19 protein-coding genes and 2 tRNA genes are annotated in these 23,556 nt (G+C 70.1%); 5 read left to right on the top strand and 16 right to left on the bottom strand.

All coding sequences use genetic code 11. The annotated features are described in order from the left end of the window. Window positions 1-62: 62 nt before the first annotated feature. The 8 genes from mreD to ACH4TL_RS21025 all read right to left on the bottom strand — a co-directional run bounded on the left by mreD (window position 63) and on the right by ACH4TL_RS21025 (window position 10,003). Window positions 63-800, bottom strand: a complete 738-nt coding sequence (gene mreD, locus ACH4TL_RS21060) for a rod shape-determining protein MreD (RefSeq protein WP_398316774.1) — start codon at window positions 798-800, stop codon at window positions 63-65. 6 nt (window positions 801-806) lie between these two features. Continuing rightward, the gene (gene mreC / locus ACH4TL_RS21055; protein WP_398316553.1) at window positions 807-1,748 is read right to left on the bottom strand and encodes a rod shape-determining protein MreC; all 942 of its coding nucleotides are present in this window, start codon (window positions 1,746-1,748) and stop codon (window positions 807-809) included. A gap of 152 nt (window positions 1,749-1,900) precedes the next feature. Next, the gene (locus ACH4TL_RS21050) at window positions 1,901-2,920 is read right to left on the bottom strand and encodes a rod shape-determining protein (RefSeq protein ID WP_039941926.1); all 1,020 of its coding nucleotides are present in this window, start codon (window positions 2,918-2,920) and stop codon (window positions 1,901-1,903) included. 319 nt (window positions 2,921-3,239) lie between these two features. After that, a complete protein-coding gene (gene ndk / locus ACH4TL_RS21045) occupies window positions 3,240-3,653 on the bottom strand; it encodes a nucleoside-diphosphate kinase (RefSeq protein WP_179934270.1) in 414 nt (137 codons plus the stop codon). A 99-nt stretch (window positions 3,654-3,752) separates the two neighbouring features. Next, window positions 3,753-4,106 carry a DUF4233 domain-containing protein gene (locus tag ACH4TL_RS21040; RefSeq protein ID WP_398316556.1) on the bottom strand — a complete coding sequence of 118 codons (354 nt, stop codon included), beginning with the start codon at window positions 4,104-4,106 and terminating at the stop codon, window positions 3,753-3,755. Between the two features lies 1 nt (window position 4,107). Beyond that, window positions 4,108-5,628, bottom strand: coding sequence for a bifunctional folylpolyglutamate synthase/dihydrofolate synthase (locus tag ACH4TL_RS21035; RefSeq protein ID WP_398316558.1), 1,521 nt, complete (start codon window positions 5,626-5,628; stop codon window positions 4,108-4,110). 78 nt (window positions 5,629-5,706) lie between these two features. Further along, the gene (locus ACH4TL_RS21030) at window positions 5,707-7,170 is read right to left on the bottom strand and encodes a peptidoglycan D,D-transpeptidase FtsI family protein (protein WP_398316560.1); all 1,464 of its coding nucleotides are present in this window, start codon (window positions 7,168-7,170) and stop codon (window positions 5,707-5,709) included. 199 nt (window positions 7,171-7,369) lie between these two features. Continuing rightward, window positions 7,370-10,003, bottom strand: a complete 2,634-nt coding sequence (locus ACH4TL_RS21025; RefSeq protein WP_398316562.1) for a valine--tRNA ligase — start codon at window positions 10,001-10,003, stop codon at window positions 7,370-7,372. 121 nt (window positions 10,004-10,124) lie between these two features. On the opposite strand from ACH4TL_RS21025, the gene ACH4TL_RS21020 reads away from it, so the two are divergent. Genes ACH4TL_RS21020 through ACH4TL_RS21010 form a run of 3 tightly spaced genes read left to right on the top strand, consistent with a single transcriptional unit; the run spans window position 10,125 to window position 12,968 of the window. Next, complete coding sequence (locus tag ACH4TL_RS21020; RefSeq protein ID WP_398316564.1) at window positions 10,125-11,054, top strand: hypothetical protein; 930 nt, start codon at window positions 10,125-10,127, stop codon at window positions 11,052-11,054. Between the two features lie 31 nt (window positions 11,055-11,085). After that, window positions 11,086-12,078 (top strand): hypothetical protein, encoded by a 993-nt coding sequence (locus ACH4TL_RS21015; RefSeq protein ID WP_398316566.1) that lies wholly within the window; start codon window positions 11,086-11,088, stop codon window positions 12,076-12,078. 59 nt (window positions 12,079-12,137) lie between these two features. Next, the gene (locus ACH4TL_RS21010) at window positions 12,138-12,968 is read left to right on the top strand and encodes a hypothetical protein (protein ID WP_398316568.1); all 831 of its coding nucleotides are present in this window, start codon (window positions 12,138-12,140) and stop codon (window positions 12,966-12,968) included. A gap of 102 nt (window positions 12,969-13,070) precedes the next feature. Here ACH4TL_RS21010 and clpX read toward each other — a convergent pair whose 3' ends face one another. The 5 genes from clpX to ACH4TL_RS20985 form a co-directional block, all read right to left on the bottom strand. Beyond that, window positions 13,071-14,357 (bottom strand): ATP-dependent Clp protease ATP-binding subunit ClpX, encoded by a 1,287-nt coding sequence (clpX, locus tag ACH4TL_RS21005; protein WP_123104843.1) that lies wholly within the window; start codon window positions 14,355-14,357, stop codon window positions 13,071-13,073. Between the two features lie 183 nt (window positions 14,358-14,540). Continuing rightward, entirely contained in the window at window positions 14,541-15,197 is a 657-nt protein-coding gene (locus ACH4TL_RS21000) for an ATP-dependent Clp protease proteolytic subunit (protein ID WP_055553128.1), read from the bottom strand. Window positions 15,198-15,258: 61 nt separating this feature from the next. Further along, the gene (locus tag ACH4TL_RS20995; protein WP_079038502.1) at window positions 15,259-15,873 is read right to left on the bottom strand and encodes an ATP-dependent Clp protease proteolytic subunit; all 615 of its coding nucleotides are present in this window, start codon (window positions 15,871-15,873) and stop codon (window positions 15,259-15,261) included. A gap of 286 nt (window positions 15,874-16,159) precedes the next feature. Continuing rightward, the gene (gene tig, locus ACH4TL_RS20990; protein ID WP_398316571.1) at window positions 16,160-17,623 is read right to left on the bottom strand and encodes a trigger factor; all 1,464 of its coding nucleotides are present in this window, start codon (window positions 17,621-17,623) and stop codon (window positions 16,160-16,162) included. Between the two features lie 154 nt (window positions 17,624-17,777). After that, window positions 17,778-17,854: transfer RNA gene (locus ACH4TL_RS20985), tRNA-Pro, on the bottom strand. A 149-nt stretch (window positions 17,855-18,003) separates the two neighbouring features. On the opposite strand from ACH4TL_RS20985, the gene ACH4TL_RS20980 reads away from it, so the two are divergent. After that, window positions 18,004-18,077 (top strand) — tRNA-Gly (locus ACH4TL_RS20980). 55 nt (window positions 18,078-18,132) lie between these two features. Here the strand turns inward: ACH4TL_RS20980 and ACH4TL_RS20975 are convergent. Further along, window positions 18,133-18,327, bottom strand: a complete 195-nt coding sequence (locus tag ACH4TL_RS20975) for a hypothetical protein (RefSeq protein ID WP_398316573.1) — start codon at window positions 18,325-18,327, stop codon at window positions 18,133-18,135. Between the two features lie 563 nt (window positions 18,328-18,890). On the opposite strand from ACH4TL_RS20975, the gene ACH4TL_RS20970 reads away from it, so the two are divergent. Next, on the top strand, window positions 18,891-20,069 hold the full coding sequence (locus ACH4TL_RS20970; protein ID WP_398316575.1) for an acyltransferase family protein: 1,179 nt from the start codon (window positions 18,891-18,893) through the stop codon (window positions 20,067-20,069). A gap of 79 nt (window positions 20,070-20,148) precedes the next feature. Here the strand turns inward: ACH4TL_RS20970 and ACH4TL_RS20965 are convergent, their stop codons facing one another. Together ACH4TL_RS20965 and ACH4TL_RS20960 are read right to left on the bottom strand one after the other, a co-directional pair. Further along, window positions 20,149-22,701 carry an FtsX-like permease family protein gene (locus ACH4TL_RS20965; protein WP_398316577.1) on the bottom strand — a complete coding sequence of 851 codons (2,553 nt, stop codon included), beginning with the start codon at window positions 22,699-22,701 and terminating at the stop codon, window positions 20,149-20,151. Then, entirely contained in the window at window positions 22,698-23,522 is an 825-nt protein-coding gene (locus tag ACH4TL_RS20960) for an ABC transporter ATP-binding protein (protein ID WP_398316579.1), read from the bottom strand. The genes ACH4TL_RS20965 and ACH4TL_RS20960 overlap by 4 nt, the downstream gene beginning before the upstream one ends. Between the last annotated feature and the right edge of the window lie 34 nt (window positions 23,523-23,556).

Raw genomic sequence — 23,556 nt, 5'->3', positions numbered from 1 at the left:
TCCGTCGAGGGTGGAGGCGGGAGACGGGAGGGCGGGGCCTGCAGCGGTACGCGCGGCGGGGCTCACAGGCGCTTGACCCCCTTGAGCTTGACGCGGCCGTCCTTGACGCGGCCGGTCCGCTTCGTCGCCTTCGTCAGCAGTCCGCCGCCCTGGCCGCCGCCCAGACCACCGAACCGGGCGGCCCGGCCGGCCCGGCGGAACCGGCTCATCCGGCCGGCCCGGACGCTGCCCGCCGAGGTGATCCAGCGGGTGCCGCCCTCGGTGCCGGCGGTGCCGCCGGTGCTGTCGGCCATCCGGTCGTTCTCCCCGCGTCTGGCCAGCCCCATGATCAGCGGCACCGTGAACGGCGCCAGCAGCAGGTCGTAGAGGGCGGCCGTGAACAGCAGCTGGCCCAGGCCCACATGGCGGGCCGCGTCGTCGCCGACGAGGATGCCGACCCCCGCGTACAGCAGCGTGGCGCCGATGGCCGCCGCGACGACCACCACCATCGGCCCGGTGGCCGACCGGAGCTGGCCGCTCTCGGGCTTGGCGAGCCCGGCCAGATAGCCGACGACGCACAGCACCAGGGCATAGCGCCCGGCGGCGTGGTCGGCGGGTGGGGCGAGGTCGGCGAGCAGTCCGGCGCCGAAGCCGACCAGGGCGCCGCCGGTGTGGCCGTAGACCAGGGCGAGGCCGAGGACGACGAGCAGCAGCAGGTCGGGGACGGCGCCGGGCAGCTGGAGCCGGGCGAGGACGCAGATCTGGACGACGAGGGCGGCGACGACGAGGACGGTGGACAGGAGGACACGGTTGAGGCGCAGCATCGGTCAGCTCCTGTCGGCCGGGTTCGTGGGCTTGGCGGAGGGGGTGGCCGTGACGGTGACCGTGGGCGTCGGCTTGGGCTTCGCGGGCTTGGGCGGCAGCACGGTGTCGCGCGGGTTGGAGCGCGGCGGCTGGACGACCACGCCGACGATGTCGAGCCTGCTGAAGCGGACGTAGGGGCGGACCTGGAGGGTGCGGGTGAGGTCGCCGCCGGTGGGGTCGACGCGGACCACCTTGCCGACCGGGACGCCGGGCACGAACGGCTTGTCGGCCTGGGAGCCGAAGGTGACGAGCCGGTCGCCCTTCTTGATCTTGGCCTTGCCGTTGAGGAGCTGGACGTGCAGGGAGCGGTCGCCGCGTCCGGTGGCGAAGCCCAGCTCGCTGGACTTCTCCATGCGGGTGCCGACGGTGAAGTCGGGGTCGATGGCGAGCAGGACCGTGGATGTGGAGGGGCCGACCGTGGTGACCCGGCCGACCAGCCCGTCGCCGTTGATGACCGTCTGGTCGCGCTGGATGCCGTCGTCGCTGCCGACGTCGAGGGTGACGGTCCAGGAGAAGCCCTGGGCGGCGCCGATGCCGATGACCTCGGCGCCCTTGATGCCGTACTGGCCGGTGCCGGCGACCCTGCGCAGCTTGTCGAGTTCGACGGTGCGGGAGCGGTTCCGGTCGTCGCTGCCGAGCCGCTGCCTGAGTCTGGTGTTCTCCTGCTCCAGTTGACTGATGCGATCGTGCCGCGCGTCGGAGTCCCGGACGGCGGCAACGGCGTTGCCGACCGGATCGACGGCGTCCGCGACGCCGTTCTCCACCGGGCCGAAGGCGGAAGCGGCGGCCTGACGGGCGCCGTCGAGGGGCGAGTCCTCGCCGCCGCGGATGTCCACCGTGATCAGTGCGAACGCGATGGCGATCAGCAGCACCAGGAGCAGCCGGCTCTCTCGTGTGTCCCTCACGTGCGGCGACGTGCCTTCCTCGTCGAAGTCGGACCGGTCCCGATCTCGTTGTGGCCGTCCGGTCCTTAAGGAGCCTTATGCCTGTATATCAGCGGATCCGCCGATGCGCCGTACGGGCGGCACACCGCCCGCACGGCCGATCCGCCTGGTTGTCATCTGCGCGGCTGGGCGTCCAGCACCTGCTGGAGCGCCTCGAATTCCTCCACGCACTTGCCGGAGCCGAGCGCGACCGAATCCAGCGGGTCCTCGGCGATGTGGATGGGCATGCCGGTCTCCCGGCGCAGCCGCTCGTCGAGGCCGCGGAGCAGCGCGCCGCCGCCGGTGAGCACGATGCCGCGGTCCATGACGTCGCCGGACAGCTCGGGCGGGCACTTGTCGAGCGTGGTCTTGACCGCGTCGACGATGGAGTTGACCGGCTCCTCCATGGCCTTGCGGACCTCCGCCGCGGAGATCACCACGGTCTTGGGGAGCCCGCTGACCAGGTCACGGCCGCGGATCTCGGTGTGCTCCTCTTCCTCGCTCTCGAACGCCGAGCCGATCGTGATCTTGATGTTCTCGGCGGTGCGCTCGCCAAGGAGGAGGCTGTACTCCTTCTTGATGTGCTGGATGATCGCGTTGTCCAGCTCGTCGCCGGCCACCCGGATGGACTGGGCGGTGACGATGCCGCCGAGCGAGATGACGGCGACCTCGGTGGTGCCGCCGCCGATGTCCACCACCATGTTGCCGGTGGCCTCGTGGACCGGGAGGCCGGAGCCGATGGCCGCGGCCATCGGCTCTTCGATGATGTGCACCTGGCGGGCGCCCGCCTGCGTGGAGGCCTCGATGACGGCGCGGCGCTCGACTCCGGTGATTCCGGACGGAACGCACACGACCACCCGGGGCCGGGCCAGATAGCGGCGCTTATGGATCTTCAGAATGAAGTACCGCAGCATCCGCTCGGTGATCTCGAAGTCGGCGATGACGCCGTCCTTGAGCGGACGCACGGCGACGATGTTGCCAGGGGTGCGGCCGATCATCTTCTTTGCCTCGGCGCCCACGGCGAGAATTCCGCCGGTGTTGGTGTTGATGGCGACGACGGATGGCTCGTTGAGGACGATCCCGCGGCCCCTGACGTACACCAGCGTGTTGGCGGTGCCGAGGTCGACAGCCATGTCACGGCCGATGAACGACATGTTGTTCCCCATGAGGATACGTCAGGCCTTCCCTGCTGTAGCGATTGCTTGCTTGAGGTCGGCAGGATGTGGTGCGCTGCGAGGCGCGGAAGCTTCATCGTAGTCACGCCCGCGCGAACACGCTGCGGGGGTCCTCCGCCATTGTCAGCAGAACACGAGCCCGCCCCCTCTAATGGTGACGTCGTGTCGCGGAGATGCGTTCCCCCGATCGGCTCGCATATGCCAAGAGGCGGCCGATAAATTCGACCGCCCCCAGGTCAGCAGGGGTGTGACCAACTGATGATCGATCAGTGCCGGATCGGACCGAGATCAGGCGAGATCAGGCGAGACCGGGAAAGAAAATCTTGATTTCCCGCTCGGCCGACTCTTCGGAGTCCGACGCATGGATCAGATTTTCCCGAACGATGGTGCCGAAATCGCCACGGATGGAACCGGGCGCCGCGGCGATCGGGTCGGTCGGGCCCGCCAGCGCCCGGACGCCCTCGATCACGCGCTCGCCCTCGACGACCAGCGCCACGGCCGGACCGGAGGACATGAACTCGACCAGGGGCTCGTAGAAGGGCTTGCCGACGTGCTCGGCGTAGTGCTGCTCCAGCAGCTCACGGCCCAGTCGGCGAAGCTCCAGGGCGGAGATCGTCCAGCCCGCCTTCTGCTCGATCCTGCCGAGAATCTCGCCCACCAGTCCGCGTCGTACGGCGTCGGGCTTGAGAAGGACGAGCGTGCGCTGGCTCACGGTGCGGGCTCCTTTGGAAGTGGCATGGGGAAGTGCATGGGGAAGTGGCATGCGGGTGAAGCTGTGCGGCTGAGGCTACATGGGTGATCTCCGGCCATCTCACGCAGCGTCAGGGGAGGCGGCGGAGGCCGCGGCGAACCGCTCCTTCGCCTGGTCCACCTTGCGCCCGAAGTGGACCGAGGCCCACCACAGCGCGGCGAAGACCACGCCGAGGAAGAACATGGTGGTCACGACGAAGCCGCTCAGCACCAGCCCGGTCTGGAGGGCCCAGCCGATCTGCACCGCGCCGGGACGGCTCAGCATCCCGCACAGCAGGACACACAGTGCCATGGCGATGCCGCAGACCGTCCACACGGTACCCATCGACAGACCGGACACCTTCATCGCGACCAGCCCGGCGAAGCCGATCACGAAGAACTCACCGATCAGAGTGGAGGCGCACAGCGTCCGCATTTCAGCCCTTTCCCAGAAGCAGCCGGGCCTCGCCGACCGTGATGACCGACCCGGTGACCAGCACCCCCGCACCAGAGTATTCGCCCTCTTCCTCGGCAAGGGTGATCGCGGCCTCCAGGGCGTCGTCCAGCCGGGGCTCGACCTGCACCCGCTCGGAGCCGAACACCTCGACGGCGAGCCCGGCCAGCTCATCCGCGTCCATCGCCCGGTGGCTGGAATTACGGGTCACCACGATTTCGGCGAAAATCGGCTCAAAAGCCTCCAACAGCCCCCGCACGTCCTTGCCGTCGCTGGCCCCGACCACGCCGATCAGCCGACTGAAATCGAACGCCTCGGTGACCGCCTCGGCCGCCGCCCTGGCTCCTCCGGGGTTGTGCGCGGCGTCCAGCACCACGGTCGGGCTGCGGCGCACGACCTCCATCCGGCCCGGTGAGCTGACCGAGGCGAAGGCGGTACGGAGGGCGTCGAGGTCGAGCGGCCGGGCGTGCTGGGAGCCGACGCCGAAGAACGCCTCGACGGCGGCGAGCGCCACCGCCGCGTTGTGCGCCTGGTGGGCGCCGTGCAGCGGGAGGAAGATCTCGGGGTACTCACCGCCGAGGCCGCGCAGCGTCAGCAGCTGGCCGCCGACCGCCACCTCACGGGAGACCACCCCGAACTCCATGCCCTCGCGGGCCACCGTGGCGTCCACCTCGACGGCGCGCTTGAGCACCACGGACGCGGCCTCCACGGGCTGCTGCGCGAGCACCACCGTGGCGTCCTGCTTCACTATCCCGGACTTCTCGACCGCGATCTCCGCCGGAGTGGAGCCGAGCCGGTCGGTGTGGTCCAGCGAGATCGGCATGATCACCGCGACGTCCGCGTCGATCACATTGGTGGCGTCCCAGGAGCCCCCCATGCCGACCTCGACGACCGCGACATCCACCGGCGCGTCCGCGAAGGCCGCGTACGCCATGCCGGTGAGCACCTCGAAGAACGACAGCCGGTGCTCCTGCCGGGTGTCGACCATCTCCAGGTACGGTGCGATGTCCTGGTAGGTCTCGATGAAGCGCTCGGCGGAGATCGGCGCCCCGTCCAGGCTGATCCGCTCGGTGATGGACTGCACGTGCGGGCTCGTGTACCGGCCGGTGCGCAGCTCGAAGGAGCCCAGCAGCGCCTCGATCATGCGGGCGGTACTCGTCTTGCCGTTCGTCCCGGTGATGTGGATCGAGGGGTAGGCGCGGTGCGGCGAGCCGAGGATGTCCAGCAGCGCCTCGACGCGCACCAGCGAGGGGTCGAGCTTGGTCTCCTCCCACCGGGTGGCCAGCTCCGCCTCCACCTCGCGCAGCGCGCGGTCCACCTCGGGATCGGTGGGACGGGCCGGGATGCCGTCGCCCTCCGGCGGGCCTGACTGCGCGCGCAAGGTCCGGCTGCCGGCCTCGATCACCGCCAGGTCGGGGTCGCGGTCGGTCTCGGCTCCGACGATGTCGTCGAATTCATCCGGCTCGTTCAGTTCGTCCGGTTCGTTCTGGGGGCGCTCGCTCACACGGACCAGTCTACGAGCCACCCCTGACAGGCCACGGAAGCGCCCATGCCGTCCCGGGAGCGACCCCGGAACAGCCCCTCAGGACGCCGCGCCGCCGCCCACGGCCGCCGACATCATCGCCTTGGCGATCGGCCCGGCCAGACCGCCGCCGGAGATGTCCGCGCGGGGCGCGTCGCTGTCCTCGACCACCACCGCGACCGCGACCTTGTGACCGCTGCCGTCATCCGCGTAACTCACGAACCACGCGAACGGATTACCGCTGTTGTTCTCGCCGTGCTGCGCGGTGCCGGTCTTGCCGCCGACCTCGATCCCGGGGATCTTCGCGTTGGTGCCCGTGCCCTTCTGCACGACGGTCTGCATCGCCGACCGCAGCTCCTTCGCCGTGGACGCCGACATCGCCTGGCTGTAGGTCTCCGGGTCGGTGCGGTCCAGGGTGGTCGCGCTGCCGTCCGTCGTGCTGTCCACCTCGTACGGCTTCATCAGCTTGCCGTCGTTCGCGATCGCCGAGGAGACCATCGCCATCTGGAGCGGGGTCGCGGCCACGTCGAACTGGCCCATGCCGGTCAGCGCCGTCTGCGCCTTGTCCATCCCGGACGGGTACACGCTCTTGGCGGCGCGCACCGGGATGTCCAGCTTGGAGTCGTCGAAGCCCAGCTTCTTGGTCTCGGCGCGCAGCTTGGACTGGCCCAGGTCCACGGCCAGCTTCGCGAAGACCGTGTTGCACGAGTACTGCAAGGCCGTGCGGATCGTCGCGTTCTCACAGGGCGCCGACGCGTTCTCGTTCTTCATGTCGGTGACCGTGCCGGGCAGCCGGTACGGGTCCGGGCTCTTGGTCGGCTCGTCCACCGACGAGTACAGCCCGTCCTCCAGGGCGGCCGCGGCGACCACCAGCTTGAACGCCGACCCGGGCGGATACGTCTGGCGCAGCGCCCGGTTCAGCATCGGCTGATCCTTGTCCTTCGTCAGCTTCAGCCATGCCTTCTGGTCGGAGGTGTCGGACCCGGCGAAGGCACTCGGGTCGTACGAGGGCGTGCTGGCCAGGGCGAGCACCTTGCCCGTCTTCGGGTCGAGCGCCACGGCCGCGCCGGTCTTGTTCCCCAGCCCCTGATACGCGGCCTTCTGCACGGCCGGGTCAATCGTCGTCAGCACATCGCCCGGCTTGGACGGCTCCCGGGTCAGCGCTTCCATGGGGTTCTTCAGCCGGGTGTCGGTGCCGTCGAGCACGGACCGGTTCAGGGCCTCCAGCTGGTTGCTGCCGTACGACTGCGAGGCATAGCCGGTGACCGGCGCGTAGAGCTTCCCGTCGGGGTACGTCCGCTTGTACTTCAGATCGCCGCTGGTGGCAGTCGAGCCGGTGATGGGCTTGCCGCCCGCCATGATGTTGCCCAGCGGGTTGGCGTACTGGCTGATGGTGTTGCGTTCGTTGTGGGAGTTGTCCCGGAAGCTCGCGCCCTCCGCCACCTGGACATAGGTGACCCAGGCGAGCAGGACGAGCACGAGCAACAGGGAGAAGACGGAGGCGCGCCGCAGTGGTTTGTTCATGGGAGGGGGGAGCTCCTTCCGGGACGTACGGGTGGATAACTCCCGGAAGCAGGTGACGGGTTCCCGGCCCAGCGTATGGATGGTCCCGTTCCCCGGTCACTGTGGGGCATCGCACACCGGTCCCGGGGGCGGGCCGGGAAGCGCGGAGCGCCCCCGCCGTGAGGGGCGGGGGCGCTCGCGTGCGCTGTCGGCCGGGGGATCAGCCCTGGGGCAGGGACGCCAACTGGGCGGTGATCCGGGCGATGTCGGCCTCGGCGGTCGCCTGCCGGACGCGGATCTTCTCCACCACGTGGTCGGGCGCCTTGGCCAGGAACCCGTCGTTGCCCAGCTTGGCCGTGGTCTGCGCCTTGTCCTTCTCGGCCGCGGCGAGGTCCTTGGCCAGCCGCTTGCGCTCGGCCTCGACGTCGATCGCGCCGGACAGGTCCAGCGCCACGGTCGCGCCCGCCACCGGCAGCGAGGCGGTGGCGGTGAAGCCCTCCCCCGCCGGCTGGAGGCGCAGCAGGGAGCGCATCGCGTCCTCGTGCGCGGCGAGCGAGGTGCCGGACAGCTCGAGCCGGGCCGGGACCTTCTGACCGGGCTGGAGGCCCTGGTCGGCGCGGAACCGGCGGACCTCGGTGACCACCTGCTGAAGGTTCTCGATCTCCCGCTCGGCGGCCTCGTCGCGGAAGCCGCTGTCGGTCGGCCAGTCGGCGATGACGACCGACTCCTGACCGGTGAGCGCGGTCCACAGCTTCTCGGTCACGAACGGGACCACCGGGTGCAGCAGCCGCAGCGTGACGTCCAGGACTTCACCGAGGACGCGCCGCGAGGCGTCGGCCTCCGCGCCGCCCTTCTGGAAGGTGGTCTTGGACAGCTCGACGTACCAGTCGAAGACCTCGTCCCACGCGAAGTGGAAGAGCGTGTCCGAGAGCTTCGCGAACTGGTAGTCGTCGTAGAACGCGTCGACGTCCGCGACGACCTCGTTCAGCCGGGACAGGATCCAGCGGTCGGTGGCCGACAGCCGCTCGGGGGCGGGCAGTTCACCCTCGACCGTCGCGCCGTTCATCAGCGCGAAACGGGTCGCGTTCCAGATCTTGTTGGCGAAGTTGCGGGACGCCTGGACCCAGTCCTCGCCGATCGGCACGTCCACCCCGGGGTTGGCGCCGCGGGCGAGGGTGAAGCGGACGGCGTCGGAGCCGTAGGTGTCCATCCAGTCCAGCGGGTTGACCGCGTTCCCGAAGGACTTGGACATCTTCTTGCCGAACTGGTCGCGGACCATCCCGTGCAGGGCGATGGTGTGGAACGGCGGGGTGCCGTCCATCGCGTACAGGCCGAACATCATCATCCGGGCGACCCAGAAGAAGAGGATGTCGTAGCCGGTGACCAGGACCGAGTTCGGATAGAACTTCGCCAGGCTCTCGGTCTGCTCGGGCCAGCCGAGCGTGGAGAACGGCCACAGGCCCGAGGAGAACCAGGTGTCCAGGACGTCACTGTCCTGCGTCCAGCCCTCGCCGCTCGGCGGCTCGTCGTCCGGCCCGACGCAGACGACCTCGCCGTTCGGCCCGTACCAGACCGGAATCCGGTGGCCCCACCACAGCTGGCGCGAGATGCACCAGTCGTGCAGGTTGTCGACCCAGTCGAAGTAGCGCTTCGACATGTCCTCCGGGTGGATCCGCACCCGGCCGTCGCGGACGGCGTCGCCCGCCTCCTTGGCCAGCGGGCCGACCTTGACCCACCACTGCATGGACAGCCGCGGCTCGATCGTGGTCTTGCAGCGCGAGCAGTGGCCCACGGAGTGGGTGTACGGGCGCTTCTCCGCCACGATCCGGCCCTCGGCGCGCAGCGCGCCGACGATGGCGCTGCGCGCCTCCAGCCGGTCCAGGCCCTGGAAGGGGCCGTGCGCGGTGATCACCGCGTGCTCGTCCATGACGCTGAGGTTCGGCAGGCCGTGGCGCTGCCCGATCTCGAAGTCGTTCGGGTCGTGGGCCGGGGTGACCTTGACCGCGCCGGTGCCGAACTCCGGGTCGACGTGCTCGTCGGCGACGACCGGGATGCGGCGGCCGGTCAGCGGCAGCTCGATCTCGGTGCCGACCAGGTGCCGGTAGCGGTCGTCGTCGGGGTGGACGGCGACCGCGGTGTCGCCCAGCATCGTCTCGGCGCGGGTCGTGGCGACGACGATGGAGTTGTCCCCCTCGCCGTACCGGATGGACACCAGTTCACCGTCGTCGTCCTGGTACTCCACCTCGATGTCGGAGATGGCCGTCAGACAGCGGGGGCACCAGTTGATGATGCGCTCGGCGCGGTAGATCAGCTCATCGTCGTAGAGCCGCTTGAAGATGGTCTGGACGGACTTGGACAGCCCCTCGTCCATGGTGAACCGCTCGCGGTTCCACGCGACGCCGTCGCCCAGCCGCCGCATCTGGCCGGAAATCTGCCCGCCGGACTCGTTCTTCCACTGCCACACGCGCTCGATGAACGCCTCGCGGCCCAGGTCGTGACGGGAGACGCCCTCCTTGGCCAGCTCGCGCTCGACCACGTTCTGCGTGGCGATACCGGCGTGGTCCATGCCCGGCTGCCACAGCGTCTCGTAGCCCTGCATCCGCTTGCGGCGGGTGAGCGCGTCGATGATCGTGTGCTCGAAGGCATGGCCCAGGTGGAGCGATCCGGTCACATTGGGCGGCGGAATGACGATCGTGTACGGCTCCTTGCCGCTCTTCGCGTCCGCCTCGAAGTAACCGCGCTCTACCCAGCGCTCGTACAGCTGCCCCTCTACATCGGCCGGCGCGTACTGGGTCGGCAGTTCAGGGTGGCTGTTCGGCCCGCTGTCGGGGCGCTGCTGAGAGTTCTCGGTCACCCCCGCAGTCTAAGGGGCCGCCGGACTCCGTTACGAACCCGTTGCGGCCCCGGCGCAACGCCGCCGAGGCGCGTCGGGAAGGATGTTCAGGACCTGTCATGCCGCATCTAGGAGAGGCACGATGAGCTATCAGCAGCCGCCGCCGCAGCCCGGCCCCTACGGGGGACAGCCGGGCCCTCACGGCGCCGGCCAGCCGCCAGTGCCGAATCCGTACGCCCAGCCGTCCGGCTACGGCCATCCGCAGCCCGCCCAGCCGGGGCAGCCCGGGGGCTATGCGGCGCCCCCTCCGTACAACGGCGCCAGCCCGTACGGCGCCCCGGCGAACCCGTACGCCCAGCCGCCCCAGCAGCCGGGCCAGCCCGGACAGCCCGGGCAGGGCTTCTACGGCGGTCAGCAGCCGCCGTCCGCCGCGCCCGGCGGTGGCCGCCGGAACCGGACCGTCGGGCTCGTGGTGGGCGCGCTGGTGGTCGTGGGCGCGCTGACGGCGGGTGGCGTCATACTGTTCGGCGGCGACAGCGGCCCGTACAAGCTCACCACCCCGAAGACGGTCGCCGAGGACTACCAGCGCCAGGGCAGCGGCACCGACGACGGCGATCTGTCGGCTGCGGGCAAGAAGGACCTCCAGCAGGTCCCGGTGGTCAAGGATCCGCACCTGGTCGCGGCCGACTACCAGACCGACGGCAAGGAGATGCTGAAGTTCACCGGCGTCTGGGGCAAGGTGACCGACCCGAAGCGGGGCGCGGACCTCGCGCTGGCGGTCATCGTCAAGGCGCTCCAGGACAACGGCACCGCGCAGGCGAAGGGCACTCCCCAGGAGTTCTCGCCGGACGGCTTCGACGGGGACGTCATGAAGTGCCAGTCCCTGAAGTTCACGTCCGATCAGGGATCCATGGAAGCACCCGCGTGCGTCTGGGGCGACAAGAACACCCTGGGCGTCGCGGTGATGGCGGACCCGGCGGGGGCCGTTCTCGGCGGCAGCATGTCGCTGGAGGACGCCGCGGGGCTGACCGCCAAGGTGCGTGAGGACGCACGCGTCGAAATCGACAAATAGCTACACCAGCACAACCTAACGAGGGAAAAGCATGAGCTACAACCAGCCGGGCCCCTACGGCCAGCAGCCCCAGCAGCCGGGTCCGTACGGACAAGGCGGCGCCGCCGGCCAGCCCGGCTACGGCTACCCGCAGCAGCCTCCCCAGCAGCCCGGTCCGTACGGCCAGCCGCCGCAGCCCGGCTACGGCCAGCCGCAAGCGCCCGGCCAGCCCCAGAACCCGTACGGACAGCCGCAGCAGCCGTACGGTCAGCAGCCCTACGGACAGCAGCCGTACGGCCAGCCGGGCATGCCGGGGCCGTACCAGCCGGGCCCGGGCCAGGGCGGCGGCAAGAAGAAGGGCCTGGCGATAGCCATCGGCGCGGTGGTCGTGGTGGCCGCGGTGATCGGCGGCATCATGGTGTTCTCCGGCGGGGACGACGGCGGCTCCACGGTCGCCGACGACGGCAAGCGGTACAAGCTCACCACCCCGGAGACGGTCGTCACCGAGTACACCAAGCAGCCGGGCAGCGAGGACCCGATGTCCTCCAGCGACACCGGTGACTTCGAGAAGTTCGGTGTGCAGGACCCGAAGGGCACGGGCGCGACCTACAAGGCCGGGTCCGGGATGTCCCAGAAGCAGCTGCAGTTCAAGGGCGTCTGGGGCGAGGTGGAGGACCCCGAGGCGGTCGTCGACGGAGCCTTCTCGAAGATCGCGAACGAGGCCACCAAGGACTCGACCGGCAGCAGCGGGGAGAAGGCCGAACTCGTCGGCAGCCCCGAGAAGGTGACTCCCGCCGGGGCGGACGACGCCATCATCAAGTGCCAGAATGCCAAGATCACCCTTGGTTCCGGCGCCAGCGCGAGCGGTGTGGGCAGCAAGGGCTTCACCGTTCCGATCTGCATGTGGGGCGACCACAGCACGATCGCCTTCGTGACCGTGACCGACGCCGCCTCCATGCTCTCCGGCGGGGGCATGTCGCTCGACCAGGCCGGGGACGTCGTCGCGAAGCTCCGCAAGGACGTCCGCGTCGAGATCCCCAAGTAGCGGTTCCGCACCACCCCGTCCACGCACCGCCCACCGTCCGGAGGGATAACCCCACACCCATGAGCCACAACCAGCCACCGCCGCCGCCCGGTCCGTACGGCGGCGGCGGTCCCTACGGCGGCGGGCCCGGCCCGTACGGGGGCGCGCAGCCCAACCCGTACGCCCAGCCCCCGGGTTACGGCTATCCGCAGGCACCCCAGCCCGGCTACGGCTATCCGCAGCAGGCGGGTCCCTATGGACAGGCTCCGCAGCCGGGCTACCCGGTGCCGCCAGGGCCTCCGCCGGGCCGCAATCGCACGAAGATCATCGCGATATCGGCGGCGGGGCTCGTGGTGGTGGGGGCGATCGTCATCGGTGCCGTGGTGCTGTCCGGCGGCGACAGCGGCCCCGCGCCGATACGCCTCGTCACGCCGAAGACGCTCGACGACGGCACGTACACCCTGTCCAAGGGCACCGACGAGCTGAAGGACGAGGGCACCAGCGTGCAGGGCAGCATGCCCAAGGGCGCGACGTCCGTCCTCGGCCAGTACCAGCGCGCCGACGACGAGAACTCGGGGCTCGCGTTCTCCGGCATGTACGGGGAGATCGACGACCCCGCCCGGGTCCGGGACGGGATGTTCAAGGGGTTCGAGGGCGGCGAGGGCTCACCCGCCGTCGAGGAGGAGCGCAAGACGTTCCGTCCGGACGGCGCGGACGGCCCCGCGATCGACTGCGAGGTCGTGAAGATGTACGACCGGATCTACGCCCCGGCCTGTGCGTGGGCGGAGGAGACGGACGCGGCGATGGTGCTGGACGTCAACGCTGAGCACACCACCGCGTCCGACGTCGACATGGCGGACTTCGCGAAGGTGACCGCGGGCATCTACAAGGACACCCGCAAGCCCGCCTGAGCCGACCGCGGGAGGCGCCGCAGAGCGCCGTACAGCGCCTCGGACACGAAGAGGGCCCCGGGGAGAGACCGGGGCCCTCTTCGTATGCGCTCTACGCGGCGCTCACGCGCTCTTCTCGTGCCGTTCACCCGGCTCGGTGCCGCGCGAGCGGGGCACCAGCGTCGGGTTGACGTTCGAGTGGACGACGTCCTCGGTGATGACGACGCGGGCCACGTCCTTGCGGGACGGCACCTCGTACATCGCCGACATCAGGACCTCTTCGATGATGGCGCGCAGACCGCGCGCTCCGGTTCCCCGCAGGATCGCCTGGTCGGCGATGGCCTCCAGGGCGGGGCGGTCGAAGTCCAGCTCCACGCCGTCGAGTTCGAACAGCCGCTGGTACTGCTTGACGAGCGCGTTCCGCGGCTCGACCAGGATCTGGAGCAGCGCCTCGCGGTCGAGGTTGTGGACGGAGGTGATGACGGGGAGACGGCCGATGAACTCCGGGATCATCCCGAACTTCACCAGGTCCTCCGGCATGACCTCCTGGAACTGGTCGCTGGCCTCGATCTCGCGCTTGGAGCGGATCGTGGCGCCGAAGCCGATGCCCTTGGCACCGGCCCGCGACTCGATGATCTTCTCCAGACCGGCGAAGGCGCCGCCGACGATGAACAGCACGTTCGTCGTGTCGATCTGGATGAATTCCTGGTGCGGGTGCTTCCGGCCGCCCTGCGGCGGGACGGACGCCGTGGTGCCCTCGAGAATCTTCAGCAGCGCCTGCTGCACGCCCTCGCCGGAGACATCACGGGTGATCGACGGGTTCTCGCTCTTGCGGGCCACCTTGTCGATCTCATCGATGTAGATGATGCCCGTCTCGGCCTTCTTGACGTCGTAGTCGGCGGCCTGGATCAGCTTGAGGAGGATGTTCTCCACGTCCTCGCCGACATAGCCCGCCTCGGTGAGCGCGGTGGCGTCGGCGATGGCGAAGGGAACGTTGAGCATCCGGGCGAGGGTCTGCGCGAGCAGGGTCTTCCCGGAGCCGGTCGGACCGAGCAGCAGGATGTTGGACTTCGCCAACTCGATGCCGTCGTCCTTGCTGTGGCTGCCGTTCTCACCGGCCTGGACCCGCTTGTAGTGGTTGTACACCGCGACGGACAAGGCCTTCTTGGCGGCCTCCTGGCCGACCACATAGCCCTCGAGGAACTCGTAGATCTCCCGCGGCTTGGGGAGTTCCTCCCACCGCACCTCGGAGGTCTCGGCCAGCTCTTCCTCGATGATCTCGTTGCAGAGATCGATGCACTCATCGCAGATGTACACACCAGGGCCCGCGATGAGCTTCTTCACCTGCTTCTGGCTCTTCCCGCAGAACGAGCACTTGAGCAGGTCGCCGCCGTCACCGATGCGTGCCACGAGGTGCTTCCCCTTCGCCTTGGATCCGCTTTGCTCCGCGGAACCGGGTGCTTGCGCTGCGAGCTTTCCGCTTGATGTTTCCGGGGGCCGGCCCCCAGCCCTCTATGACGGTACCTTGCCGGGCCCCCGGTTCGGGCCCCCCTTGGACCTAACTGGTCCAAGGGGCGCCGGGCCGACCGGGCTTCAGCCCAGGCCGACCGAGGTCTTACGGGTCGAGACGATCTGGTCGACCAGACCGTACGCCAGCGACTCCTCGGCGGTCAGGATCTTGTCCCGCTCGATGTCGTCACGGATCTTCTCGATCGGCGTGGTGGAGTGCTTGGCCAGCATCTCCTCCAGCTGCGACCGCATCCGCAGGATCTCATTGGCCGCGATCTCCAGGTCGGAGACCTGGCCCCGCCCCGTCTCACTGTAGGGCTGGTGGATCAGGATACGTGCGTTGGGCAGTGCCATCCGCTTGCCGGGGGTACCGGCGGCGAGCAGCACGGCCGCGGCGGACGCCGCCTGGCCCATGCAGACCGTCTGAATATCGGGCTTGACGAACTGCATCGTGTCGTAAATGGCGGTCAGCGCGGTGAACGAGCCGCCGGGCGAGTTGATGTAAACCGAGATGTCGCGGTCCGGGTCCATCGACTCAAGGCACAGCAGCTGCGCCATGACGTCGTTGGCCGAGGCGTCGTCGATCTGGACGCCCAGGAAGATCACGCGCTCCTCGAAGAGCTTCGCGTACGGGTCGTACTCCCGGACACCCTGGGAGGTGCGCTCGACGAAGCGCGGGACGACATAGCGCGATTCGGCCATCGGGCCGTCGTAGAGGCCGCTGCCGGGAAAGTTGTTCATCTGGGTGTTCACCATCCTGTGGCGATCAAAGGGCTGGAGGTCGGCTACGGGACGGCGGGGCTCAGGCCCCGGTGCCGCCCCCGCCCGGAACGTTCGCAGCGGAGGTGATGACCTCGTCGATCAGGCCGTAGTCCTTGGCCTCGTCGGCGGAGAACCAGCGGTCGCGGTCGGAGTCGCGGGTGATCTGCTCGACGGTCTGACCGGTGTGGAAGGCGGTCAGCTCCGCCATCCGCTTCTTGGTGTGCAGCAGCCGCTCGGCGTGGATCTTGATGTCCGAGGCCGAACCGGCCAGGCCCGCGGACGGCTGGTGGATCAGGATCTCGGCGTTCGGCAGCGCGAACCGCTTGCCGGGGGTGCCCGCGCTCAGCAGGAACTGTCCCATCGAGGCAGCGAGGCCCATCGCGATGGTGACCACGTCGTTCTTGATGAACTGCATGGTGTCGTAGATCGCCATGCCGGCCGAGATCGAGCCGCCCGGAGAGTTGATGTAGAGGTTGATGTCCTTGTCCGGGTCCGCGGCGAGCAGGAGCAGCTGCGCGGTGATCTTGTTGGCGATTTCGTCGTCGACCGGCTGGCCGAGGAAGATGATCCGCTCACCGAGCAGCCGGTTGTAGACCTGGTCGCCGAGGCCACCGCCGGTCGGCTCGCCGGCGGCGGAAGGCATCGTATTCGTCACGTATCCACCTGCTCGTCTCTGACGGCGACTGGCCGTCTCAGCGTCTTCTTCTGGGCTCGGGGACGGGCCGGCCGGTGCTATCCGGCGGGCCTGCGAGACTCCCTGCCCTCGTATCTACGGACCCTAACGCGCTGGTCGGCGGGCGCCATCCCGGACCAGGAACTGTTCGCTCTGAGCGCAGGTTCCCCGGCCTCGCGGGCCCGCGGACTTCCCGGAACACGAACGGGCCCGGACGCGTGCAGACGTTCGGGCCCGTTCGTACGGGCTCTGGAGGGAGCGGCGAGGATCAGCCCTCGGCCTTGTCCTGCGCCTTCTCCTGCTCGGGAGCGGCCTCGGCGGCGGCCTCCGTGGCCTCCTCGGCGCCCTCGGCGGCCTCAGCGGTCTTCTCGTCCGCGTCGGTGCCCTCGGCGGCGGCCTCGACCGTCTCGGCGGTCTCGTCCTCGTCGTCCAGGTCGACGGTCTCGCCCTTGTCGTCCACGACCTTGGCGGCCTCGACCACGACGGCGAGCGCCTTGCCGCGGGCGACCTCACCGACGAGCATCGGCACCTGGCCACCCTCGACGACCTGCTGGGCGAACTGGTCCGGGCTCATGCCGGAGGACTGCGCACGGCGCATCAGGTGCTCGGTGAGCTCCTCCTGGCCGACGGACAGCTTCTCCTTGTTGACCAGCTCGTCGAGGACGAACTGGGTCCGGATGCCCTTCTCGGCCTGCTCCTTGAGCTCGGCGTCGAACTCCTCGGCGGACTTGCCCTGGAGCTCCAGGTAGGAGTCCAGGTTCAGGCCCATCTGGCCGAGCTGGTGGTGCTCCAGGTTGTGCTTCCGGGTCTGGATCTCGTCCTCGAGCAGCTTCTCGGGGATCGGGACCTCGACCAGCTCCAGGAGGGCGTCCAGCACCTTCTCCTGGGCCTGGGTGGCCTGGTCGTACTTCTTCGACTGCTCAAGGCGCTTGCGGCTGTCGTCGCGCAGCTCCTCGAGGGTGTCGAACTCGCTGGCCAGCTGGGCGAACTCGTCGTCCAGCTCAGGCAGCTCGCGGGCCTTGACCTCGTTCACCTTGACGGAGACCTCGGCCTCCTTGCCCTGCGCGGAGCCGCCCTTCAGCTCGGAGGTGAAGGTGGCGGTGCCACCGGCCTCCAGGCCGGTCACGGCCTCGTCGATGCCGTCGAGCAGCTCACCGGAGCCGATGGTGTAGGTGACGCCCTCGGCGACGCCGTCCTCCAGCACCTCGCCGTCGACCTTGGCCTCCAGGTCGATCACGACGATGTCGCCCTCGGCGGCGGCGCGCTCGACGGGGCTGGTGGTGGCGAAGCGGTCGCGCAGCTGCTCGACCGACTTGTCGATGTCCTCGTCCGAGACCTCGACGGAGTCGACGGTGACCTCGATGCCGGAGTAGTCCGGGATCTCGATCGTCGGGCGGATGTCCACCTCGGCGGTGAACGTCAGCAGCTCGTTGTCCTTGAGCTCGGTGATGTCGACCTCGGGCTGCCCGAGCGGGTTCAGCTCACCCTCGTTGACCGCGTCGGTGTAGAACTTCGGAAGGGCGTCGTTGACGGCCTCCTCCAGCACCGCGCCGCGGCCGAAGCGCTGGTCGATGATGCGGGCCGGGATCTTGCCCTTGCGGAAGCCAGGCACCGTGACCTGCTGGTTGATCTTCTTGTACGCCGCGTCGAGGCTGGGCTTGAGCTCCTCGAAGGGCACCTCGACAGTGAGCCGAACCCGGGTCGGGTTCAGGTTCTCCACGGCGCTCTTCACGGTTCGGTCTCCTTGGGGCTGACGTGTGGTGTTCTGCTGCCTCGCACTGATGCTTCGCAGCGGATCGCGCCCGGTAAAGAAAGACACAGACGCGCAGCTTGCATAGTAACCGCAAGCATGACGCGGCCCACAACGCGATCTTGACGCCTGTGGATGGTCGGGGTGGCCGGATTCGAACCGACGACCTTCCGCTCCCAAAGCGGACGCGCTACCAAGCTGCGCCACACCCCGTCGGTGCGACACGTAGGGTACATGGCCGCGGACGCCCCGGCCGCCCGTTATTCCACCGGCGGGCAAGGGTGTGCGGGAAGGGCCCTGAACCCGCTACGATGCTTCCCGTGCCGCGGGCCGGGATCACACCCGGGCGATGCGCGGCGCGTGCGGGCGTAGCTCAATGGTAGAGCCCCAGTCTTCCAAACTGGCTACGCGGGTTCGATTCCCGTCGCCCGCTCCACGACGTACGACGGCCTGGCGCCAGGGATTCCCCCAGCGCCGGGCCGTCGGCGTCTTCACAGGTTTATGTCACCGATGGAGCTGGCGACCGAGTCGAGGAAGTCCTGGATGTTCGGCGCGAGGTCGGAGGACGCCAGGAGGAAGCCGAAGAGGGCGGCGACGAGCGCCGGTCCGGCCTTCATCTTCCCGGCCCGGATCATCAGTACGAGGATGATCCCCACCAGCACCACCAATGACAGGGAAATGACCACAGCTGATCACGCTTCCTCGGTCGCTCATGTCTTCACCCGGCCCCGGAAGCACGCGACCTCGCACACCCCCGCTGCAACCATCGTGCCATCAACTACGGCTCCACAGCAGCAGGGTGAGGTGATCACCTGCATCGGCACACACCACACCCACCCTTTGGTACCCCGTCAGAAATCCCTTACACGAGCGGTCACGGGTGACGCTCCCCACAATTTCCGTGGATCAATTTTCGACCTGATCGCATAACCCGGAAGGGAATTCCGATTTCCATGAATCAGACATTCCACCGGAGCCACCTGAGGGGCATATGCACCATTTAAGGGGGATGAAACCCGACAGAACGGGCACTCTGGTTCCTCATATCGAACAACCGGATCGCTATGTCGACTTGATAACGGTCGGCTATCGGCCGGAGTGTGAACCGTATTACTGGGGAAGACCTGGCCGAGGTTTTACGCAATAGAGGTTTCGGCGCTATCGTGCCTTAGATGTTCCACGCTGCCATCTCTCCCCCACGCGCAGTGCGGTCCCGGGTGCTCTCCCCCAGCTCCTGGTGGGAGGGCCTGTGACCAACTCCCTGCGCCCGCACGGTTCCCAGCGGTCCCCGCTCCCCCCGGCCCGTGAGGCCGAGGCCGGAGCGCCCCCCACGCCGCAGCGCGAAGAAGCAGGGCGTCCGGCGACCCCGCCCGCCGACGCCCCTGCCGGGCAGAAGCCGAAGCAGCGGGACGCGTTCTTCGACAACGCGAAGTACCTCGCGATCGTGCTGGTCGCGATGGCCCACTCGTGGGAGCCGCTCACCGATTCGAGCCGTACCGCGGAAGCCCTGTACATGACCGTGTACACCTTCCACATGCCGGCCTTCATCATCATCTCCGGCTTCTTCTCCCGCAGCTTCGACATGCGGCCGGACCGGCTCAAGCGGCTCATCACCGGGGTCGCGGTGCCGTATGTGCTGTTCGAGGTCGCCTACAGCTTCTTCAAGCGCTGGGCCGACGACGACCCGGGCCACCCGATCAGCCTGCTCGACCCCTGGTACCTGACATGGTTCCTGGTCGCGCTGTTCGTGTGGCGGCTGACGACGCCGATCTGGAAGCTGGTGCGCTGGCCGGTCCCGCTCTCGCTGGCGATCGCCACCCTGGCCTCCGTCTCGCCCGACATCGGCGACGACCTCGACCTCCAGCGGGTCCTTCAGTTCCTGCCGTTCTTCGTCATCGGCCTGTGCATGAAGCCCGAGCACTTCCAGATGATGCGGGGCCGCAAGATGCGGATCGCGTCGGTGCCGATCTTCGCGGGCGCCCTGCTGTTCGCCTACTGGGCGGCGCCCCGGATGAACTCGGCCTGGTTCTACCACCGCGACAGCGTCCAGGAGCTGCACGCCCCGGCGTGGACCGGCCCCGTGATGACGCTGGCCATGTTCGGCTGCTCGATGGTGCTCACCGCGTGCTTCTTCGCCTGGGTGCCGCGCCGGCACATGTGGTTCACCGTGCTGGGCGCCGGGACGCTGTACGGCTACCTGCTGCACGGCTTCCTCGCCAAGGGCTCGCGCTTCTGGGGCTGGTTCGACGCGGGGTGGGTGCACAAGCCGCTCGGTGAGATCGCCGTCACCGTCGTCGCCGCCACCGTGGTCACCGTGCTGTGCACCCCGCCGGTGCAGCGCGCCTTCCGCTTCGCGATGGAGCCGAAGATGACGTGGGCCTTCCGCAAGAACGCCACCGAGCAGGCCCGGCACCGCACGGCCGCCTGACGGTTCGCCCACCGCCCGCTCGACGACCGCCCGAAGGGGCCGGGACCGTTTCCCCACGGTCCCGGCCCCTTTCGCTGTCTCACCGCCCCCGCCCCGGTGTCTCCCGGCGCAGCGCCGCCCGGGCGGGCAGGACGGTCGCCGCGAGCCCGAGCGCCACGGCGGCGGCCACGAACCCGACGTAGGTCAGCGGCGGGACGTACGGGCTTCCGCCGGTCAGCCCGCGCACCATCGGGACGAGCGTGGCCAGGGCGATCGCCGTGCCCAGCGCGACCCCGGCCGTGGCCACCAGCAGCGCCTCCCAGCGCAGCATCCCCAGCACCTGCCGCCGGGTCGAGCCGATCAGGCGCAGGGTGCCCAGTTCCCGGCGGCGGTCGAGGACCGTCATCACCAGGGTGTTGACGGCGGCGACCGCGGCGAAGCCGCCGAGCACCCAGGCCATCGTGGTGTTGGACCAGGCGTTGAGCGCGCGGTCGCGGTCCTCGGCGGCCGCGTAGCCGTCCCGTCCTGTGACCCGCTCGCCGAGCCGCTTGCCGAGCGCCTCCGCGACGGCCGCGCGGTCCGCGCCCGCGTCGTCCCGTACCAGCACGTCGCCGTCGTAGGACGACGTGACGTGGGCCGCCAGGGCCGCGCGGGGCAGGGTGATCCGCGCGAGGCCCAGGCCCCGGCCGTACGTCGCGACCACCTCGGGCGCGGCCCTGGTGCCGTCCGGGAAGCGGAGCCGCAGCCGGTCGCCCACGCTGACGTGCGCGGACTCCGCGAGGATCGCGTCCACCGCGACCCGGCCCGGCCCCAGGCCCGCCAGGCGGCCGGTGCGGACGTCCAGGTCCTGTACGGCCGCCAGCGCGCGACCGGTGCCGGAGACGCCCTGGGCGGTCTCGCCCTGGAGCGAGGAGCCCGCCGTGACGAGCACCCCGGTGCGCAGCACGCCCACCGCCTCGGCCACGCCCGGTACGGCGGCGGCGCGGTCGGCCGTGTCGGCCGGGAGGCCGCCGGGTGCGGAGACGACCTGGTCGGCGACGATCCCGGCGCGCCGCTGTCCGGCCATCGCGCGGTCCTCACTGGTGTGCATGAAGACGAGCGTCGAGGAGAACGCGATGGCCAGCACGATCGGAGTGATCGCGGAGGCCAGTCGGCGCGCGTTGGCCAGGGTGTTGGCCGACGCCAGGACCGCCGGGGCGGCGCCCGCGCGCAGCGGCAGCCCGATAAGCCAGGCGCACAGCCGGGCGATCAGCGGGCCGAGCAGGGCCACGGCCAGCATGAACAGCATCACGATCCCGAGCGCGGTGTTGGCCGCGTCCTCCCCGGAGGCCGACGCGGCGAACCCGGCCAGCACGAAGCCGCCGACCAGGGCCGCCGCGCCCAGCAGGGTGCGGATCACCCCGGGGCGCATCCGCTCCACCGCCGCCTCGCCGAGCGCCTGGCCGGGTTTGATCCGCGCCGGGCGGCGGGCGGCCATCAGGCCCGCCAGGAGCGAGCTGACCAGTCCCGCACCGACGGCGCTGACCAGCGGAATCCAGGAGACCGCCAGCTCCACGGGGGCGGGGATCGCGCCCTTGTCCTTCAGCTGTCCGAACCACCAGTGCGCGAGGACGATGCCGGGCAGGCAACCGAGCGCGCCCGCGAGCGGGGCGATGAGCAGCGCCTCGGCCGCGATGGAGCGGCGGATCTGGCGCGGGGTGGCGCCGATGGCGCGCAGCAGGGCCACCTCCCGGGCGCGCTGGCCCACGGAGAGGGCGACGGTGCCCGCGGCGGTGAAGACGGCGACGGTGGTGGCGATCCCGCCGAAGGAGCCGCCGAGGGCGGTGAGCAGCTCCCTGGTCCCGGCGATGGCGGGGTTCTCGGCCGCGCCGCGCCCGTCGCCGGTGTGCACGCGCACGGAGCTGCCGTGTGCGGTCTTGTCGTACGCCGTCTTCAGGCGGGCTGCCAGGCGGTCCGGGCCGGTGCCGGGGCCGGGGCCGGGGCGTACGAGGATCGCGTCGACGGTACGGGGGTGGCCGGACAGGGCCCGGGCGCGGGCGTCAGTGAACCAGGCCGTGGGCCCGCCCCCGGCGCCGCGGGCGGTACGGGCGGTGCCGGACACCCGGAAGGTGTGGCTGCCGTCCGGGGCGCCCACCGTGACGCGGCCGCCGACCCCGGTGCCCGTCGCGCGGGCGGCCGCCTCGTCGAGCACGACGTCGCCCGCGGCCCGGGGCGGGGTGCCGGTGGTGAGCGTCACGCCGGTGAAGGGGGCCGCTCCCCAGCCGTGGCCGGTCAGTGCGCCCGCGCTCTTCGGGGCGCTTCCCGTACGCAGCGGGAAGGTCGTGTCGGGAGCGGTGGCCGCCGTTCCGGGGGTGCGGGCGGCGGTGGTGACGAGCGCGGCGTCGAGCCGGGCCCGGTCGGGGACCGGTTCGGACTCGTCCTCCCGTTCCTCGCCGTGGCCGACGATGTGGTGCGCGCGCTGGTCGGCGGCGACGACGACCGGGACGCTCGCGTAGCGCTCGGGCGGCACGGAGGCCCGTACGCCGGTCTCCAGCAGGATGCCGCAGGCGGACACGATCATCGCGGTCATCATCAGGGCGACGAAGGTGCCCGCGAAGGCGGCGGGCTTGAAGCGGACGGAGGCGCGGGCCAGTCCGTTGGTCAGCGCCCTCACCGGACGGCGGCGAGGGCGGCGGGGGCGGCGGGGGTGCGGGCGGTGAGCCGGGTCATCCGGTCGGCGATCTCGTGCGCCGGGGCATGGGTGAGCCGGTCGGTGATCGCGCCGTCCGCGAGGAAGAGCACCCGGTCGGCGTAGCTCGCGGCCACCGGGTCGTGGGTGACCATCACCACGGTCGCGCCGAGCGCGTCCACCGCGTGCCGCAGCAGCCCGAGCACCTCGGCGGCGGTGACCGTGTCCAGCGCTCCGGTCGGCTCGTCGGCGAAGACGACGTCGGGGCGGGTGACGAGGGCGCGGGCGATGGCCACTCGTTGCTGTTGCCCGCCGGAGAGCTGTCCCGGGCGGCGCCGGGCGTGCTCGTGCAGCCCGACCTGCGCCAGGACCTCATGGGCCCGGTGGCGGTCGGGGCGGGCGCCCGCGAGCCGCATCGGGAGCAGCACGTTCTGCTCGACGGTGAGGGAGGGCAGCAGGTTGAAGGCCTGGAAGACGAAGCCGAGGCGGCTGCGGCGCAGCGTGGTGAGCTTGTTCTCGCTCAGTCCGGTGATCTCGGTGCCACCGAGCATGACGGACCCCGCGGTCGGCCGGTCGAGACCGGCGGCGCACTGGAGGAACGTCGACTTGCCGGAGCCGGACGGGCCCATGACGGCGGTGAAGCTGCCGCGCGGAAGGGCGAGGTCGATGCCGCGCAGCGCGTGCACGGCGTTGCCGCCGCGGCCGTAGCGGCGCTGGACGCCGTGGAGTTCGACGGCGTGGGTGGCAGCAGGGGCGGGGGGCGGCGCCGGGTGCGCCGCTGTCGTACGCCGCTTGCGCAGCCGCATGGTGGTGGCCCTTCTGGGAGTTCGCCCGATGTCC

The organism is Streptomyces sp. NPDC021115, from assembly GCF_044333065.1.
Lineage (GTDB): Bacteria > Actinomycetota > Actinomycetes > Streptomycetales > Streptomycetaceae > Streptomyces.
The sequence above is the reverse complement of the archived record's forward strand: the minus strand, read 5'-3'. Positions and strand labels throughout refer to the sequence as shown.

Bases quoted from the DNA above. Each gene is read 5' to 3' on its own strand.
- ACH4TL_RS21040 (WP_398316556.1), bottom strand. From the start codon at position 4,106: ATGCGGACGCTGTGCGCCTCCACTCTGATCGGTGAGTTCTTCGTGATC.
- ACH4TL_RS21010 (WP_398316568.1), top strand. From the start codon at position 12,138: ATGAGCCACAACCAGCCACCGCCGCCGCCCGGTCCGTACGGCGGCGGC.
- ACH4TL_RS21000 (WP_055553128.1), bottom strand. From the start codon at position 15,197: ATGAACAACTTTCCCGGCAGCGGCCTCTACGACGGCCCGATGGCCGAA.
- ACH4TL_RS21015 (WP_398316566.1), top strand. From the start codon at position 11,086: ATGAGCTACAACCAGCCGGGCCCCTACGGCCAGCAGCCCCAGCAGCCG.
- ACH4TL_RS21050 (WP_039941926.1), bottom strand. From the start codon at position 2,920: ATGTCGTTCATCGGCCGTGACATGGCTGTCGACCTCGGCACCGCCAAC.
- ACH4TL_RS20960 (WP_398316579.1), bottom strand. From the start codon at position 23,522: ATGCGGCTGCGCAAGCGGCGTACGACAGCGGCGCACCCGGCGCCGCCC.
- ACH4TL_RS21020 (WP_398316564.1), top strand. From the start codon at position 10,125: ATGAGCTATCAGCAGCCGCCGCCGCAGCCCGGCCCCTACGGGGGACAG.
- ACH4TL_RS21030 (WP_398316560.1), bottom strand. From the start codon at position 7,170: ATGAACAAACCACTGCGGCGCGCCTCCGTCTTCTCCCTGTTGCTCGTG.